Here is a 15,897-nt window from a genome sequence, read left to right on the forward strand (position 1 = left end):
CAAAAGTCTGGTTGATTTTGCAGTATGAACCGGGCCGCCGGGGGCGGGGTGCACAGCGCCCCCCTCCCGGCGGCCCGTTCTTTTTGCACGGCGGTACAATGTTTACGCAAAAGGACTTTTGAAAAAACACCCGGTGTGCTATACTGGGTGAAAAGAAAAAAAGAACGAGGTGTTTTGTATGATCCTTCAGAATGCACTGGTCTATACCCCGCGCCACACCTTTGAGCGCGGCACCATCGTCATCCGCGATGGCCGTATCGTGCCCTTTGCCGCCCCGGAAGAGGGCGAAGAGGTGCTGGACGCCGAGGGTCTGTACGCCCTGCCGGGTCTTGTGGATATCCACTTCCACGGGGCTATGGGCAAGGATTTCTGCGACGGCACCGAGGAGGCTATCCAGACGCTGGCGGATTTTGAGGCCAGCAAGGGCGTGCTGGCCATCTGCCCCGCCACCATGACCTACCCGGAGGAGTTTCTGAACAAGGTGATGGACGCCGCTGCCGCCCATAAAAACGGCAAGGGCGCCGACCTTGTGGGCATCAACATGGAAGGCCCCTTCATCAGCCCCAAAAAGGTGGGTGCGCAGAACCCGGAGTATGTGCAGGGCGCAGACGCTGCCATGTTCCGCCGCCTGCAGAAGCGCGCGGGCGGCCTGATCAAGCTGGTGGATGTTGCCCCCGAGGAGCCGGGCAATCTGGACTTTATCAGGGACTGCCATAACGAGGTGCGCATCTCCATCGCCCACACCTGCACCGACTACGACACCGCCGTTAAGGCTTTTGAAGCCGGTGCCACCCACATGACCCACCTGTACAACGCCATGCCCGGTATCACCCACCGTGCGCCCGGTCCCATCATTGCGGCCATGGAGCACGATGCCGAGGTGGAGCTCATCACCGATAATGTGCACATCCACCCCGCCATGGTGCGGTTCACCTTCAACACCTTCGGGGACGACCGCGTCTGCCTGATCGCAGACAGTGCCATGTCCTGCGGCCTGCCGGACGGTCAGTACAGTCTGGGCGGACAGGCTATCACAGTCAAGGGACCCCGCGCCACCCTGACCGAGCACCCGGACACCATTGCGGGCAGCAACACCTGCCTGTACGACTGCATGAAGCGCGCCGTGCTGGAGATGAATGTGCCGCTGGAAAGCGCCGTCCGCGCCGCCAGCGAGACCCCCGCCAAGAGCATCGGCGTGGATAACGACTACGGCAGCCTTGCTGCCGGACGCTACGGCAACGTGATCCTTGCGGACAAGGAGCTGAACATCAAGGCGGTCATCCAGAAGGGCGTCCGCATCGTTTGAGCTCTGTAAAAAAGAGATGCCGGCAGCCGCAGGCTGCCCGACATCACGCTGTAAAAATATATTTTCCGCAACAAAGAGGCCGCTGCGCGATTGCAGCGGCCTCTTTTGTGATGCAAAAAATCAGACCTTGAACAGCGGAGTGCCGGGGGCAACATCGCCCTCTGCCAGCATCTCCACTGCATCGCCGGCACCATCGGTGACGATGATAGCGGTGGCGGTGGGGTGACCTGCGGCGCGGACGGCGTCCAGATCCACCTTCAGCAGCGGAGTGCCTGCGGTGACCTTCTGGTTCTCCTTGACCAGAGCGGTAAAGCCCTGACCCTTCATGTCCACGGTGTCCATGCCGACGTGGATCAGCAGCTCGATGCCGTCGTTGCTGGTAATGCCCACAGCGTGCAGGGTGGTGGCGATCTGGGTCACAGTGCCGTCAAAGGGGGCGTACACGGTGTCGCCGGTGGGCTCGATGCCGCAGCCGGGACCCAGAATGCCCTGTGCAAAGGTTTCGTCCGGGATGTCGGCCTGTGCCAGCACCTTGCCCTGCAGCGGGGTCAGTACAGTCTTGCTCTGGTTGGTGAACTTAGCGGTGTTTTCGTCCTTGGACTTGCCGCCAAAAAGCTTGTCAAAAAAACCCATAAGTATCATTCCTTCCTGTCATCATACAGGGGCGGCAAAGGTAACAAAATGTTTACCGACCCTGAAGTGTTTACCTGTATAAAAGATACCATACCGCACACCAAAATGCAAGAAAAGCGGGAACTTTTTCATAGAAGCTGGTTCTCCGAATAAAGGCTTCCCCCGGAAGGGACAGATTCTCCCCGCGCCGGGGAGAAATGTCACCGTAGGTGACAAAGAGGGGAACGGCTGTCACCGCAGGTGACTGATGAGGGCGCTGTTGCTGGGGTGGAGCTCATTTTGTTTTACGCAAAAATGAGGCACCGGAGCGTCTGCAAACGCCGCAGTGTCCCGAAAGGGGAGCTCTATTTCTGCTTAGCCGATCTCGTACCACCTGATCGCGTTGGCGTTGAGATGCAGGGCGAAGCTGTACGGCACGTGCAAGCGGTTCCCGAAGCTCCTCTTTCGGGAAAGCAGATGCGTTACAGCACGAAAAATTGTAATATCTGTGCAAAAATTAAATCTTTTGGCGAAAAACATCTTGACAAATTGTCGGAAGTTGTTATACTAAAACCACCCCAAGAGTGTTGAGATGGGGATGCACTATGTAAGAGCCCTTAGTGCGTCCTCATCTTTTTTATTTTGGTTTCCCGTCCCATCCGCTCAAAAACCTATCACAGAAAAGGAGGATTCCCATGAAACAATCTGCGAACGCCGCTGCAAAGCGTTCCCGCACCGTGGTGGTGCTAGCCATCGCTGTGGCGCTGATCCTGCTGGGCAGCATCCTTGCCCAGACGTTCAACACCTCGTTCTACAACGTCAAGGTCTCCCGCATCTCTTTCGAGACGGACTCCGGCACCCTGTCCGGCTTGCTGTACCTGCCCAAGAATGTAGATGCCTCCACCCCGCACCCCGCAATAGTAACCACGCACGGCTACCTGAACAGTGCCGAAATGCAGGACGAGACTGCCATTGAAATGTCCCGCCGGGGCTATGTGGTTCTGGCGCTGGATATGTACGATCACGGTCACTCCCACGGCAATGCCGAGAATACCGGTGGTTTCTTTAACTTCTGGCCTACCTCTCTGTGGGATGCAGCGCAGTATATGTATCAGCAAGACTACGTAGCCAAGGATGCTCAGGGCAACGGTCAGATTGCCGTCAGCGGTCACTCCATGGGCGGCTTTTCCTCTGAGATGGCTCTGTATCTGGACGAAACGAACTACGCTACCACCGGCTACCGGATCATCCGGGCAGGCCTGAGCATGGGTGCCGATTACTCCTGGACCTCCTATCTGGGTCTGGACGAGGCAGCCGCTGTGGCCACCTTTGGCGGTCGTACTGTTGGCAAGATTTGTGGCCAGTACGATGAATTTTTCTTTGCCGCCGATGAACCGCCCACGAAAAGCGGAACCGTCTACCGCAAAAATTATGTAGCCACCACTGCTGGCAAAACGCTGCTGGAACAGGAAAATCCGCAGGCTAACACCTGGTACACCTGTGCCGATGGCGGTCAGCGTATTATTTACCAGCCCAACGAGATCCACCCGTGGAACCACTTCTCCACCGCTTCCACCAAGGACGCTATTGAGTTTTACGCCACGGCCTTTTCAGACCAGTCCGGGCTCGTAAAGGACATTGCCTCCACCAGTCAGATCTGGTATTGGAAAGAGATCTTTGAACTCGTGGCGCTTGTGGGCTTTCTGCTGATGCTGGCTCCTTTGGCTCTGATGCTTATGAAGCTGCCCTTCTTGAAGAACGCCAAGCAGGCTGTGGCTTCCCCGACCCCTGCCGCTGCCACTCTGTCCGGCAAGCTGGGTACTGTCTGCCTGTTCGTTGTGGGTATGATGATCCCTGCCATCATCTTCCCTGCTGTGTACGATGCCAACACAGCGGCAGAACCGATGCGCTGGCTGCGTTACGGCTGCGACATCGCTCTGGTGCTGTCGGCAGTGGGCATCATCCTTGCCGCCCGCAGTACGGAAAGCAACCGCAAAACCTGGCTTTCCGGTTCCGTTTGCATCCTGCTGGCTTCCTTTGCGATGCGGCATCTGGTAAGCAAGAGCGTATTCTCTACGAATGCCACATGGCAGTGTCCCACTGTCAACAGCATCGTCACTTGGGCTCTCATCTGTGCATTCATCGCAGCAGTGACGATGGTCTGCGTCTATCTCTTTGGCGGCCGCAAGCAGCAGGGCATCACGCTGGAGCACTACGGTCTGGCTGCAAAGCCCGTGTCCGTAGCTGCCGCCTTCTGCGTGGCGCTGCTGGTCACCGTCATCGGTTACCTCTGCCTCTTTGCAGTGGATGCCATCTTCAAGACCGACTTCCGTATCTGGACCTTCGCCTTCAAGACCTTTGAGACCAGTGCTATCTCCGCGGCCGTGAAGTATATGCCCTTCTTCTTTGTATACTATCTGGTCAGCGGTTCTGCTGCCGTCTCCAACACCAGCAGTGAAAAGCTGCAGGGCGGCTGGGGCTATCTGCTGGCAGCCCTTACCAACATGGGCGGCATCCTCATCTGGCTGGTGCTGCAATACGGTACTCTGTTCCGTACCGGCGTGGCCTTCTACCCCAATCAGGCGCTCGGCGGCATCCTGCTGTTTGCTCTGGTGCCCTCTCTGGCCATTGCTTCCTGCCTTACGAAATATCTGTACAAAAAGACCGGCAGTGTGTATGTAGCAGCCTTCCTGAACACGATCCTTATGACTATGATGACCGTGGCAAACACCGCCATCTATTTCCAGGCATAACCCCCGGTTTCCGCTCAAGGGCCGCACAGCGTTGTGCGGCCCTTTTCCACAGCCGGATGCCGGACAGAAAAAGGAGCCCCGCCTATGCATTTTCATGTCGAAACTCTGCTCAGTGAGCCGGTGATCGCTGCCGTAAAGACCGAATCTGCCCTCACTGCCGCTCTGGCCTCTCCATGCAGCACCGTTTTTCTGCTTGCCAGCACGCTGGTCAATGTGGAAGGAATGGTGCAGCGCATCCAGCAGGCTGGCAAGCTGGCCGTGGTGCACATTGATCTGGTGGATGGCCTTTCGGGCCGGGATATCGCTGTGGATTCGCTGATCGCCTTGTGCCATCCGGATGGCATCATCTCTACCCACCCCACCCTTATCCGCCGTGCCCGGCATCGGGGGCTGCTGACCATCCAGCGGGTGTTTATTCTGGATTCCCTTTCCCTCACCACCCTTTCCGGCCAGCTGGAGCTGGGCAAGCCGGACTTTGTAGAGATCCTGCCGGGTATCCTGCCCCGGATCATCACCGAGATCAGCACCCAGATCTCAGTGCCCATCATCGCCGGGGGACTGCTGCGGGACAAGGCTGATGTCATCGCCGCCATGCGAGCCGGCGCCGCCGCCGTTTCCACCTCGGCACCAAGCCTATGGGATGCTTAAATACAAAAAAGAATAAGACCGCCCCGGGGACAGCACGCCGTCCCCGGGGCGGTCTTATTTTGGGAAAGGAACGATACAAATGCAATGGGTGGGAAACGGATCGTATCAGCCCGGCAGACGGGTCTGCACCAGATTTTCAGGACGGTAGGAATCCGACAGGGTACCGTTCATACTGGCAGCATAGTAATACAGTGCCGTCCACGATTTCAGTTCATAGCTGGTGCCTTCCAGCACGCCCTTGCCTTGACAGTAGGGTGCCCAGAACCGGTAGTATTCCTCCGACTTGTTGTCGGCAGGCACCTCTGCATAGGTTCCGGTGGCTTCATCGTAGGGGGCAAAGGGGAGGCTCTGCCCCACAGCCATCTTGCTGGCCCATGGCAGCAGACCCACCAGATTCTGTGAGGACTCAAAGGTGAAGGAGGTGGAATATGCCTTGTGATGGTTCAGCGGCTGCCAGCTGTCTGTCTCCGGGAAGTAGACTTCGATGCTGGAAACATCGCAGAGGATCGTTCCATCAGAGATCCGGTAACGGTAGCGCATATTGCCGGTGTGGAGGGTGCCGGCACCGCCGTAGGTGCGGCCTGTGGCGGTCACGCCGGAGCAGGAGGCATCAAAGCAGCAGATGGCGGCAAGCTGTGCACCGGACAGCGGACAGACCACCAGACTGGAGCCTGCGCTGTGGTCAATGGCAGATTCGCCCGTAGACTGCTCATTGAAGGCATCGGCAACGGTAAAATCTCCCTGATACAGGGCGGTGCGGACATAGCCGCCAAACACAAAGGACACCTGCGACCCGGCAGCGTAGTTGAAAGCGTCGCAGATAAAGGCGGTAACCGGCGACTGGACGTAGGTATAGCCGATGGGCTTGCCGTCCTCATACTGGATGTAATCATAACCGGTGGGGACAGTCATCACGACGTTGTCCGGGGTCACGTCCTCCAGACCCAGCTTGGAGAAGTAGCCTCCCGGTGCCACCAGATCTGCATCGTAGCGGCTCAGAAGGTCCGTCATATTCCGGTATGCCAGCGCCTCGGCAGACAGATCCCACGGGTCCGCATAGTCGTATTCCTCGGTGAGCTCATAGCAGCGGGTCTCTTCCGGCAGCCATGTCCAGCCGGAAGAGGTCTTGCGAAGGCTAAGCACGCCAAGATTCTGCGCATAGCAGCCAGCAGAGGTCATAATAACGCCGTTCTCCGTCATCGGCTCTGCATAGGCAATGTGATCGTGGGCGTTCTGGATCACATCCAAATAGCCCTCCTGTGCCCGGGCGGTGGCGCGGTCCTCTTCGATGCCGCAGTGGCTGATCGCAATGACCAGATCGCAGCCCTTTTCCTTCTTCAGGAAGCGGGAATATATCTTTGCCACCTGCGCACAGTCCATCCGGGTCAGATCCGAGTTTTTGCAGTAGCCATAGGACTCAGCGCCTTCCAGCGCAAACAGGCCCACCTTGTAGCCGCCCACCCGGCGGATGGCGTAGTTTTTTGCACCGGTTTCAGCATATGCACCGGCACCAAAAGCGTTGGTGCTCAGGTCATCGGGACAAATGTCCGCCTCGGTGTAAGCGATCTCCTTGCCGTCGGCATCGTATTTGATGAACATATTGGAGACAAGCAACTGGGGCAGCTTGTGGTAGACCCCATAGTGCAGCCGGTTTTTCCGGGCGTTGACCCAAGAGGTTTCAATCGCCTGATCGCCCACGTCAAATTCGTGGTTGCCCAGCGTGCAGAAATCCACCTGCAGCTCTGCCAGCGCCAGGATTTCCCAGCCCTTCTGATAGCCGTCCTGATAGGGGGTGCCCTGCGAGTAGTCGCCGCCGTCCAGCGTCAGCGATTTGCCAAAGGCTTTGCGCCGCACCTTGGCCTGTGCTGCAGCCATTCGTGCCATGCCGCCGATGATCTGAGTAGAGCCGTCCTCCCGCATGATCTTGGAGGTGCTCAGATTGGAATGGATGTCATTGCTCAGCAAGAGCACGATGTCACCCTGATAGGGGGGCAGATCCTGCGCATCGGGCCAAGCACAGCCCATCAGGGCAGGAGACATGGCAATGCCTGCGGTGGTAGCGGCAGCCAGCTTCAGAAAGCGATTGCGTGAAATCTTTTTCATGGTCCGGTTCTCCTTTTTCTGCGTGATGTTCTGGTTCCATTCGATATCAGGACACAGGATGCCGTGTAAGACCTGAGATCATCAGGGGGTAAAATCCGTATCATGGATACCGTTTCCCGATCCCTGCGAGAAGGCAGGAGCGGCCGTTCTCCCGCCGGGGCTTTGGTGCCCACAGCTTTCTTTGCAAAAGAAAAAAGACGCACAGCAACCCCCGCAGGGGCTGTTTTGCGTCTCTCGTTATCTCGCGCAGAACCGTTCTGGAACCCTTATATGCTATATAATAGCAAATTTTCCCGGTTGTGTCAACAACTTTGATATTTTCTTTGCACTATGCATAAACAACTTTGGCACAATTTCCAACAGACGAAGCTTTCTGCCCACAGACGTTTCCCTTGTGCCGGTGCTTTAGCCGCGCACGGCGTCCTTCATGCGTTTGACGTAGGCACCGATCTGTTCCGGTGCGGCGGTGCCTTTTGTCTGGATGCTCTTTATAAATCTTTTGAATTGCCGTTGAAATCTTCTCGTTTTCGAGTTCATGGCTGCTTTTGGGATGCTTTAGCCATTTGTAATAAGATGAACGAGCAATATGTACCAGTGGGCAGAGGTCACGGACAGTATAGCCTTTTTCCTCATGCAGTTCCTTTACCGTCCGATAACGAAGCAGCAGTCTGGTCAGGCTCAGCGATTCCCCCTCTCCAGCTCCTGTAATTTTTTCAGCACGTCGATCTCCATCTGAGAGAGATAAAGCTGCCGCTTTAAGGTTGCATTCTCCAATCGTAACCGTTCTTCTTCCGTCTGCGGCTTGTAATCCTTCTTGTGCCGTCCTCGCCGGTCTTTCAACCCCTCTTCTCCATCCTTCTTGTACTTCTGCACCCATGTGTAGATCTGCTGATAACCGACTTTGTGTTTCTGTGCAATCCCGGTGTAGTTGTAGCCATTCTCAATGCACTCATGAACGAGCGCGATTCGTTCCTCGTAAGTTGTATCTCTTCCTTTGGTCATACGGCTGCCTCCTGTGTAACATTTCAGTTCCTTATGACTATTATACAACTTTATCCAGTTTCGTAACTGACGAGTTGACCGGATTCCATATTTTCTGCAAATTTCCCGTAGCGCACCTCCTCCACTCAGATAATCGCCTACTGCCTGATATTTCAATTCTGCTGGATAGCTTTTATTCTTCCTTGACATGAAAATACCCCCAAAGTATTCAGAGTTTTGTTTTTACTCTGTCTACTCTAGGGGTAGCATATCAGTTGCCCCGGGGCGGTCTTATTTTGGGCAAGGAACGATCTGACAGCGTAGTTGAAGGCATCGCAGATAAAGGCGGTGACCGGCGACTGGACGTAGGGATAGCCGATGGTCTTGCCGTCGCCGTGGGGGGAGTCAGGGAGGTGTCGGTAAAGCCGCCGGAGATCTTCCCGCGCGGCCGTTATCGCAAATAGGCTGTCTCAAGGTTGCGCTGATTTTCTGACCTGCGATAAAAACGCAAACTGCTATAATTTTTACTTTACAAACGCCGCAAGAACCGTTACAATTACAATCAAAGCAATGCCGAAAGGCCGTTCGTTTTCATCCACCGCGCGCAACCGTTCCGACAGCGCCGGGGCTGCGCAAAACGCTCTTGTCAGGAGGTTTTTTGCATGAAAAAGATCACGCGTCGTACCGTTCTCCGCGCCTCGGGGCTGGCAGCCGCCTCGCTGGCTCTGTCCGGCTGCGCATCCACCGGCAGCGCCTGTGTGGGCAACGGTTTTTCCGACTGGCTGCAGCAGACCCTTGGGAAGAGCGGCAGCGCCGCTTCTTCAGAAAGCACCGAAGCCGCTGCCCCGGACGCCGGAGCGGCGTCTGAAGCCCCGGCGGAGAGCGCCGACAGCGGCCTGCCCGCCTACAACGCCGACCCCCTTACCGGCGAGCCCCGCCGCAGCAATGGCCGCATGGTGGGCGTGATGGTGAACAACATCAGCAACACCCAGCGGCAGAACGCCCGCCCGCAGCGCGGCCTTGGCTCTGCCGACCTGCTCATCGAGAGCAAGGTGGAGGGCGGCATTACCCGCTTCTGCGCGGTGTATTATGACGCCAATGCCATCCCGGAGGTGGGGCCGCTGCGCTCCGGCCGCGACCAGTTTTTGCAGCTGCTCATGCCGTGGCAGGCGCTGTACTACCATGACGGCGAAAGCGCCCCCTGCACCAAGTTCATCAACGTGTACAACTACTCCGGCCTGAACATCGGCGGCAAGAGCTACTTTGACACTCCCACCCATCCCCATGTGGCGCACCGCGACAGCCGCGGCCGCAACGTGGCCTACGAGCACACCGAGTTCACCTCCGGTGCCGAGATCCGGCAGGCCGCTGCCAACGCGGGCATCGGGCTGCAATACCCCTACGAAAGCACCTTCTTCCGCTTTGCGGACTACCGCACCGGCGCAGAGAACAAGATGTCCGGCGCTGCCGCCGCCAAGACCATCAACATCGTGCACTCGGACAGCTACAAGACCACCTTCAGCTACAACCGCTGGGAACGCCTTTATAAAATGTCTATGTACAGCCGCGCCGCCGGTGCTTTTGAGAACACTGTGGACGAGCTGACCGGCAAGCAGCTTGGCTTTACCAACCTGCTGGTCTGCTTTGCGGGCATCGCGGATTACCCCGGCAACTCCGGTGGCGTGCAGCAGGTGGACTATGTGTCCGGCGGCGAGGCTTATTTCTTCACCCGGGGCGCAGTGCAGCGCGGTACATGGCAGAAGGCTTCCCCGGAGCACCCGCTCAAGGTGTATGCCGCCGATGGCAGCGAGATCTGCTTCAACCGCGGCAAGACCTATCTGGCCATTGTGGATGACGACGAGTGGCAAAACTTCAACTATCAGTAAGGGGAGAAGCCCATGAAACGCAAATGGAGCCTGCGCCTTGGTGCAGCCGTGCTGTGCGCGGTGCTGCTGGGCAGCTGCGGGAGCACCGCCGCTGCCCCCGCAGAAAGTACCGCCCCGGCAGAACCGCTTACCGGGCAGCAGCTGCTGTACCCGGAGCAGCGGGCGGCGGCGGTGGTCGTTGAGAACACCACCGGCAGCACCACGCAATGGGGCATCGGCAGCGCCTCGGTGGTGCTGGAAGCCCTGACCGAGAGTGGCAGCTCTACCGAGCTGTGTCTGGTGTACCCCGCCCTTGAGGCTATGCCCGTGGTAGGGCCGGTAACGCGCGGGCAGGACTTATACTGGCGGCTGCTCAGCGGGCAGCAGGTGCTGCCCATCCAGTGCGGCAGCAGTGCGTACGCCAAGCGGTATCTGGAATACTATAACCTCCGCGCGGTGGACGCGCAGGAGGTGGGGCGCAATGCTTTTGTCAGCACCGGTTACAGCTGGAACAGCACGCCCTTGTGGCGCACCAGCGGCAAGGCGGTGGCTTCAGTGCTGGACAGTTTGAGCATCTCTGCCGCCGTGAACCAGAGCGCCTCCGGCAGCGAGAGCGAAACGCCGGGCGTTCTGCCCGCCCTGCTGCCCCAGCGGGATACCGGCCATCTGCCGGACGCAAACGCCGCAGATGCGGTAAAAGTGACCGTGAATTTCCAGTCCGGCGGTGCCACCGGCTTTGTCTACGATGACGCCCTTGCCACCTACGGGATGCTGCACGCGGACGGCACCCCCCAGCTGGATGCCAACACCGGCACACAGGCGGCCTTTGACAACCTGCTCATCCTGTACAGCGGCTCCTCCCTGCGGGATGACGGCCGCACACTGGACTACGACCTTTCCATGGGCGGCGGTGTCTGGCTGAACGGCGGGCACCTGTGGCAGATCACATGGACGCAGGGCACCCAGAGCACCCTTGCCCTCTACGATTCCAACGGCAAGCCGCTGAACCTCCCGGCAGGGCGCAGCTACATTGCCCTGCTTTCCAGCCTTACGGGGCAGGAGCTGCTGGTGCAAAGCAGCACCGGCGAAGCGCTGGTAGGCGCTGGCTGATCTCCGGCAACGGGACGATTTTGAATGCGCTCCGCGGGGAAGGTTCTGCTTGCCGAGGGATGTTCTCTTTTGGTGGCAAAAGAGAACCAGAAAACCACCAGCGATTTCGACGCGCTGGAGCCACGAAAAAGGGGCTGCTCGCCCCTTTTAACCCCAAAGGGGTGGGCTACACCGGAAAAAACTGAAGATTCACGCCTGTTCGGCGTGAAGATCTTTTAACCGTTTTTTCCGGCTCCGCCGATTTGAAGCCCCTCAGTCTCGCTACGCTTGACAGCTCCCCCAAGGGGGAGCGGGCACGCCCGCAGCGCCGCGCTTTCGCAGAAAGCGGTGCTGCAAATGCCGTTTCCCTCTATGACTCCTCCCGTGAAAATGCGTTTGGAGCGCTCCGCAGAGCGCGACAAACGCGAAATTATAAATAATTCTTCCGCTGATTATGGCCAGAGCACAGCGGAGGCCATTTCAAATCGTCTCGACCTCGGAGAAATCTGGCACGCCGCAGGCGAGGACGGAAGGGGTCTTACCAAGCAAAAAAGAGCCATTGCACGCAAACTTGTGCAATGGCTCTTTTACTATGCTGTTACAGGTCCACCACGCTGCCGACCTCGGCGGGGGTGGTAGGCACGGGGCCCAGAGAAGCTTCATCGGCATCGCGGCGCACCGTAAAGATGGCGCTGCGCCCGGCGGCAAAGTCCGGGTGCCAGGTCAGCGCAAGGGTCTGCCAGTCCTCCGGCACGGCGCAGAAGCAGTGCAGCAGCGCACCGCGCCCGGCGGCAAGGTTCAGGGTGAACACCGAAGCGTCCGCTGCGTTCTCGCTGTACAGCGGGGCGGCAAAGCTGCCGCAGGGCACGCTCTGACCGTTGCAGGCAGCGGTCACGCCGGTGCCCATGCTATACAGCTGCTCCCGGGTGCGCAGTCCCCGGCTTTGCAGATAGCTGGTATCCACCGGCAGGCTGGCTGCCGAAAGGTTTTCCACCGAGAGGTACACCAGCACACCGCCCAGCTCCGGTGCCGGGGCATAGCCCAGCAGCTCCACAGCGGCTTTGCTGTCCAGCAGGGCAGGCTCGCCCGCAAGACACGGCTGCTGCGCCGCAGCGCAGACCCCGGTAAGCAGCGCAGCCGCAAGGCTGACCGCACCGGAACCGGCACATTTCAGGAATGACCGGCGGGAGATGGATTGGGACATGACAGCGTTCCTCCTGTATACGATACAATACACTACCCTTTAACAATAAAGGATTCTGCGCGTTCTGTCAAGGGGCAGCAGGAAACTGTAACCCTTTCTTATTCGTAGGCCTCGTTCTCCTCGGCCTCGGCCTGCCCCTGCAGGGTGTCGGCGTAGCCAAAGGGTACGATGTCGATGGCCTCCACCAGCTTGTCCCGCATCCACAGCTGCACATCGGTCTGCACGGTGTAGCCGCAGCCCGGGTCTGCCATCCACTGCTCGGGACGGCGGGTGGGCACGGCGCGCTGGCTGAGCATACTCATGATCACGCCGCCGTGGGTCACACAGGCAGCCTCGGTAACGTCCATGCGGATCATGTACTCAAACAGCTTCATCAGGCTGTCGGCGCAGCGGGCGTGGAACTGCTCGGTGGGCTCTGCGCCCTCCGGCAGATAGCCGGAGCCCGGGGTGATCCATTTTTTGAAGTCCTCGTCCTGCACGAGCTCCTTCACAGGTCTGCCCTCAAACTTGCCAAAGCCGGCCTCCCGCAGATCATGCACCGTAAACTGGTGGGCAGCTCCGGGGAACAGGATGTTGGCGGTCTCCACCGCACGCAGCAGGGGGGAGGAAAAAACGGTGTCTACCTGCGGGTAGGCGAACCGCTCCTTCAGGTCAGCCAGCTGGGCGCGTCCCTCGTCGCACAGGGGCAGGTCAGTGCCGCTGCCGATGTACAGGCCTTGCAGGTTGCCCGCGGTTATGCCGTGGCGGATGAGATGAAGCTTGAAGGTTTTCATGGATCACACCTCTTTTGGTTTAAAATTACGGATGGGGCTTAGCCCTCGGCGTAGTTGACCTCCACGGTATCGGGGAACACATTCATGTCCAGACGGCAGTTGTCGCGGATGGTCACGCTGGTCAGGGCGGTGCAGCCCTTGAAAGCGCCGGTCTTGATGTAGCCCACGCTCAGGGGGATGTTGACCTCGGTCAGGGCGGTGCAGCCGTTGAAGGCACCGGCCTCGATGTACTCCACACCGTCGGCGATGTTCACGGTGGTCAGGGCAGTGCAGTCCTTGAAGGCGGTAGCGCCCACGCTGGTAACGGTGCCCTCCACCTCAACGGTGGTGATCTGGTCGGCCTGATCAGCCCAGGGAGCCGGAGCGTCCTTGGTGAAGTTGGTCATACGGCCGGTGCCGCTGATGGTCAGGGTGCCGTCAGCCAGTGCCCAAGTCACGCCCTCGCCGCAGCTGTTGTTGGTGGCAGCAGCGGTGGAAGCAGCCACAGAAGAAGCGGCTGCGGAAGAAGCAGTGGACTTGGAACCGCCGCAGCCGGTCAGGGCGATGGCGGCGATCAGGACAGCAGCGGCAGCGCTGCACAGACGGACTTTGCGCTCGAGTTTCATGGTGAAGTTTCCTCTTTCCTATTCTTGGTATATTACCTTTTATAGCGTCTGGCTTGTCCTTTGCAGATTTGTGCGCCGGTCAAGAACAGTCGCTAAGAAGAGATTATAGCACAAACTATGGAAAGATGGAACCACCCATTTGAAAATTTTTTGTTTCGGAAAAGACGTGCTTTCACAACGTCTGTCGGTTTTCTGCCGCAGCGGAAACACAAAATCTATGTGTTAATACCCATAGTTTAGCATAGATGTGGGGCACCCGGCAAGACTTTTGACAATAATGACGAAAAAAGACGAAAAATATCGGCATTTTTCTTGCTTTACAAGTCGTTTTCCAATGTGTATAATCAACCTGTTGTAAACCAAAAACAAGGATGTTACCAAAAAATAGATCCTTTGGAAATTGAGGAGAGCACACCATGGAGTTCAATCGTATCATCAAGCTGCTGCGCAAGGAGCGCGGCATCACCCAAAAGCAGGCGGCAGAGGATCTGGGGGTCTCTCAGGCGCTGCTGTCCCACTACGAAAAAGGCATCCGCGAGTGCGGCCTGGACTTTGTGGTGCGGGTGGCAGACTATTATAATGTTTCCTGCGACTACCTGCTGGGGCGCAGCGCCGAGCGCAACGGCATGATGCTCTCTGCCGAGGATCTGCCCAACCCCGAAAAGATGAAGGACAACGTCTACCACGGCAGCGTGCTGCCCACCATGAATAAAAAACTCATCTCTAACAGCCTGAACGTGCTCTACGCCAAGATCGGCCAGTGCCACAGCAAGGCACTGACCACCGAGGTGAGCGCTTACCTGATGATGGCGGTAGCCAAGATGTTCCGGCTGCTCTACTCCGCGGAGCCGCACAATGCCTCCAGTATGTTCAGCATTGAGCCGCACCGTTGGCACGGCTATTCCGATGCTGTGATGCGGATGGCTGAAGCCAATGTGGAGGCACTGCTGGACGGACAGGATGTGAACGGCGGCGAGGGCGTCAAGGATCCCGCCTGCCTTGCCATGACCACCGAGAGCCTGACGCGGGAGTTCCCGCTGTACACGCCCAGCCTGTTAAATCTGGTCAAAACCAGCGAGACTCACGTCAAGGGGCTTTCGCCGCAGGAGTAACCTCGCTTGTGAAATTGTTGTAAAGAATCGCCCCGGGCTCTTGCATCTGAGCGCAGGAAACGGTATAACCAAATAAGAAAGAAAAAAGAAAATCACCCTTCAAGGAGGATATAACGTTATGTCTACTGTCATTTCTCGCCGCAGCTTCCTCAAGTGCACCGGTGCATCTGCCGCTGCACTGGGCGCAGCCAGCCTGCTGGGCGGCTGCAAGTCCAACGGCAGCGATACCGTGGTGGAGGTCAAGGTGGGCGATACCGTCCGCAACTGGAACGGCTTGGGCGTGCAGCTGACCAGCGTGTTCCACCTGACGCAGGACCCCGTGCAGCCGGAAGGCTACGAGTATCTGGGCGTGCGGGTGACCACCGTCAACCGCAGCAAGACCGAGAGCTACGCCATCGGCGCACAGGGCATTGATGCCATCAACGAAGCCTACCCCGTGCCCCCGCTGGAGAACGTGGACGCAAACTTTCAGGCCATGGCCGCCGCTACCCCGGATTTTACCGCCGTCTGCGATGGCCAGCCCGCAGCCTGCTGCGCCAATATCTCGCTGTACAACGCCAATTCCCAGAGCTTTTCCGATGTGGAGAGCCTGCCCCCGCAGGGCAGCGCCTATATCGTGCTGATGCTCATGGTGCCCAAGGACTGGAAGCAGCTGAAAGTCACCTATGTGCCCACCTTCCTGGAGGGCAAGAGCCTGACCTTTGTGATGAACGCTTCCGACGTGATCCGCAGCTGACAGAATTGCCAGAAAAACTGCTTAAGCTTCGTCTAAAATGCACGATGCTGCCACAAAATCTTCACATTTGTTTTGTGGAAAATCATTGACATTTTTCTCTGTTTCGCCTA

14 protein-coding genes and 1 pseudogene are annotated in these 15,897 nt (G+C 58.0%); 7 read left to right on the plus strand and 8 right to left on the minus strand.

All coding sequences use genetic code 11. The features are described 5' to 3' along the window. Positions 1 to 178: 178 nt before the first annotated feature. A complete protein-coding gene (gene nagA / locus ACXPUX_RS04045) occupies positions 179 to 1,306 on the plus strand; it encodes an N-acetylglucosamine-6-phosphate deacetylase (protein ID WP_458830220.1) in 1,128 nt (375 codons plus the stop codon). Positions 1,307 to 1,426: 120 nt separating this feature from the next. Here the strand turns inward: nagA and ACXPUX_RS04050 are convergent, their stop codons facing one another. Continuing rightward, a complete protein-coding gene (locus ACXPUX_RS04050) occupies positions 1,427 to 1,939 on the minus strand; it encodes a PTS sugar transporter subunit IIA (protein WP_458830222.1) in 513 nt (170 codons plus the stop codon). 674 nt (positions 1,940 to 2,613) lie between these two features. Between ACXPUX_RS04050 and ACXPUX_RS04055 the strand changes: the two genes are divergently transcribed. Together ACXPUX_RS04055 and ACXPUX_RS04060 are read left to right on the plus strand one after the other, a co-directional pair. After that, positions 2,614 to 4,671: an alpha/beta hydrolase family protein gene (locus tag ACXPUX_RS04055; protein WP_458830224.1), complete on the plus strand. Its 2,058-nt coding sequence runs from the start codon at positions 2,614 to 2,616 to the stop codon at positions 4,669 to 4,671. Positions 4,672 to 4,755: 84 nt separating this feature from the next. Next, on the plus strand, positions 4,756 to 5,319 hold the full coding sequence (locus tag ACXPUX_RS04060; RefSeq protein ID WP_458830226.1) for a glycerol-3-phosphate responsive antiterminator: 564 nt from the start codon (positions 4,756 to 4,758) through the stop codon (positions 5,317 to 5,319). Between the two features lie 105 nt (positions 5,320 to 5,424). Here ACXPUX_RS04060 and ACXPUX_RS04065 read toward each other — a convergent pair whose 3' ends face one another. The 4 genes and pseudogenes from ACXPUX_RS04065 to ACXPUX_RS04080 all read right to left on the minus strand — a co-directional run. After that, complete coding sequence (locus ACXPUX_RS04065) at positions 5,425 to 7,422, minus strand: metallophosphoesterase (protein WP_458830228.1); 1,998 nt, start codon at positions 7,420 to 7,422, stop codon at positions 5,425 to 5,427. Between the two features lie 405 nt (positions 7,423 to 7,827). After that, a complete protein-coding gene (locus tag ACXPUX_RS04070; protein WP_458830230.1) occupies positions 7,828 to 7,959 on the minus strand; it encodes a hypothetical protein in 132 nt (43 codons plus the stop codon). Between the two features lie 141 nt (positions 7,960 to 8,100). Next, a complete protein-coding gene (locus ACXPUX_RS04075) occupies positions 8,101 to 8,424 on the minus strand; it encodes a transposase (RefSeq protein WP_458831157.1) in 324 nt (107 codons plus the stop codon). Positions 8,425 to 8,466: 42 nt separating this feature from the next. After that, positions 8,467 to 8,613 (minus strand): annotated as a pseudogene (locus ACXPUX_RS04080) (transposase); the annotation flags it as partial. A 452-nt stretch (positions 8,614 to 9,065) separates the two neighbouring features. On the opposite strand from ACXPUX_RS04080, the gene ACXPUX_RS04085 reads away from it, so the two are divergent. After that, positions 9,066 to 10,289: a DUF3048 domain-containing protein gene (locus tag ACXPUX_RS04085; RefSeq protein ID WP_458830232.1), complete on the plus strand. Its 1,224-nt coding sequence runs from the start codon at positions 9,066 to 9,068 to the stop codon at positions 10,287 to 10,289. Between the two features lie 12 nt (positions 10,290 to 10,301). Beyond that, positions 10,302 to 11,378 carry a DUF3048 domain-containing protein gene (locus ACXPUX_RS04090; RefSeq protein ID WP_458830234.1) on the plus strand — a complete coding sequence of 359 codons (1,077 nt, stop codon included), beginning with the start codon at positions 10,302 to 10,304 and terminating at the stop codon, positions 11,376 to 11,378. Positions 11,379 to 11,955: 577 nt separating this feature from the next. On the opposite strand, the gene ACXPUX_RS04095 is transcribed toward ACXPUX_RS04090, so the two are convergent. From ACXPUX_RS04095 to ACXPUX_RS04105, 3 genes are all read right to left on the minus strand, one after another. Further along, the gene (locus ACXPUX_RS04095) at positions 11,956 to 12,561 is read right to left on the minus strand and encodes a Tat pathway signal sequence (protein WP_458830236.1); all 606 of its coding nucleotides are present in this window, start codon (positions 12,559 to 12,561) and stop codon (positions 11,956 to 11,958) included. A 98-nt stretch (positions 12,562 to 12,659) separates the two neighbouring features. Next, positions 12,660 to 13,334 carry a histidine phosphatase family protein gene (locus ACXPUX_RS04100; protein ID WP_112091398.1) on the minus strand — a complete coding sequence of 225 codons (675 nt, stop codon included), beginning with the start codon at positions 13,332 to 13,334 and terminating at the stop codon, positions 12,660 to 12,662. 38 nt (positions 13,335 to 13,372) lie between these two features. Continuing rightward, on the minus strand, positions 13,373 to 13,939 hold the full coding sequence (locus ACXPUX_RS04105) for a leucine-rich repeat domain-containing protein (RefSeq protein WP_097779428.1): 567 nt from the start codon (positions 13,937 to 13,939) through the stop codon (positions 13,373 to 13,375). Positions 13,940 to 14,355: 416 nt separating this feature from the next. Here ACXPUX_RS04105 and ACXPUX_RS04110 point away from each other — a divergent pair, with 416 nt between their 5' ends. Both ACXPUX_RS04110 and ACXPUX_RS04115 read left to right on the plus strand, forming a co-directional pair. Next, complete coding sequence (locus ACXPUX_RS04110; protein ID WP_055186477.1) at positions 14,356 to 15,051, plus strand: helix-turn-helix domain-containing protein; 696 nt, start codon at positions 14,356 to 14,358, stop codon at positions 15,049 to 15,051. Positions 15,052 to 15,169: 118 nt separating this feature from the next. Then, positions 15,170 to 15,787, plus strand: a complete 618-nt coding sequence (locus tag ACXPUX_RS04115; RefSeq protein WP_458830239.1) for a twin-arginine translocation signal domain-containing protein — start codon at positions 15,170 to 15,172, stop codon at positions 15,785 to 15,787. Positions 15,788 to 15,897 lie beyond the last annotated feature (110 nt).

The sequence above is a fragment of the Faecalibacterium sp. PGM34 genome (genome assembly GCF_054456555.1).

What these genes read in the sequence shown, in the direction of transcription:
- nagA (WP_458830220.1), top strand. Translation starts at nt 179, where the DNA reads ATGATCCTTCAGAATGCACTGGTCTATACCCCGCGCCACACCTTTGAG.
- ACXPUX_RS04050 (WP_458830222.1), bottom strand. Translation starts at nt 1,939, where the DNA reads ATGGGTTTTTTTGACAAGCTTTTTGGCGGCAAGTCCAAGGACGAAAAC.
- ACXPUX_RS04055 (WP_458830224.1), top strand. Translation starts at nt 2,614, where the DNA reads ATGAAACAATCTGCGAACGCCGCTGCAAAGCGTTCCCGCACCGTGGTG.
- ACXPUX_RS04060 (WP_458830226.1), top strand. Translation starts at nt 4,756, where the DNA reads ATGCATTTTCATGTCGAAACTCTGCTCAGTGAGCCGGTGATCGCTGCC.
- ACXPUX_RS04065 (WP_458830228.1), bottom strand. Translation starts at nt 7,422, where the DNA reads ATGAAAAAGATTTCACGCAATCGCTTTCTGAAGCTGGCTGCCGCTACC.
- ACXPUX_RS04070 (WP_458830230.1), bottom strand. Translation starts at nt 7,959, where the DNA reads ATGAACTCGAAAACGAGAAGATTTCAACGGCAATTCAAAAGATTTATA.
- ACXPUX_RS04075 (WP_458831157.1), bottom strand. Translation starts at nt 8,424, where the DNA reads ATGACCAAAGGAAGAGATACAACTTACGAGGAACGAATCGCGCTCGTT.
- ACXPUX_RS04085 (WP_458830232.1), top strand. Translation starts at nt 9,066, where the DNA reads ATGAAAAAGATCACGCGTCGTACCGTTCTCCGCGCCTCGGGGCTGGCA.
- ACXPUX_RS04090 (WP_458830234.1), top strand. Translation starts at nt 10,302, where the DNA reads ATGAAACGCAAATGGAGCCTGCGCCTTGGTGCAGCCGTGCTGTGCGCG.
- ACXPUX_RS04095 (WP_458830236.1), bottom strand. Translation starts at nt 12,561, where the DNA reads ATGTCCCAATCCATCTCCCGCCGGTCATTCCTGAAATGTGCCGGTTCC.
- ACXPUX_RS04100 (WP_112091398.1), bottom strand. Translation starts at nt 13,334, where the DNA reads ATGAAAACCTTCAAGCTTCATCTCATCCGCCACGGCATAACCGCGGGC.
- ACXPUX_RS04105 (WP_097779428.1), bottom strand. Translation starts at nt 13,939, where the DNA reads ATGAAACTCGAGCGCAAAGTCCGTCTGTGCAGCGCTGCCGCTGCTGTC.
- ACXPUX_RS04110 (WP_055186477.1), top strand. Translation starts at nt 14,356, where the DNA reads ATGGAGTTCAATCGTATCATCAAGCTGCTGCGCAAGGAGCGCGGCATC.
- ACXPUX_RS04115 (WP_458830239.1), top strand. Translation starts at nt 15,170, where the DNA reads ATGTCTACTGTCATTTCTCGCCGCAGCTTCCTCAAGTGCACCGGTGCA.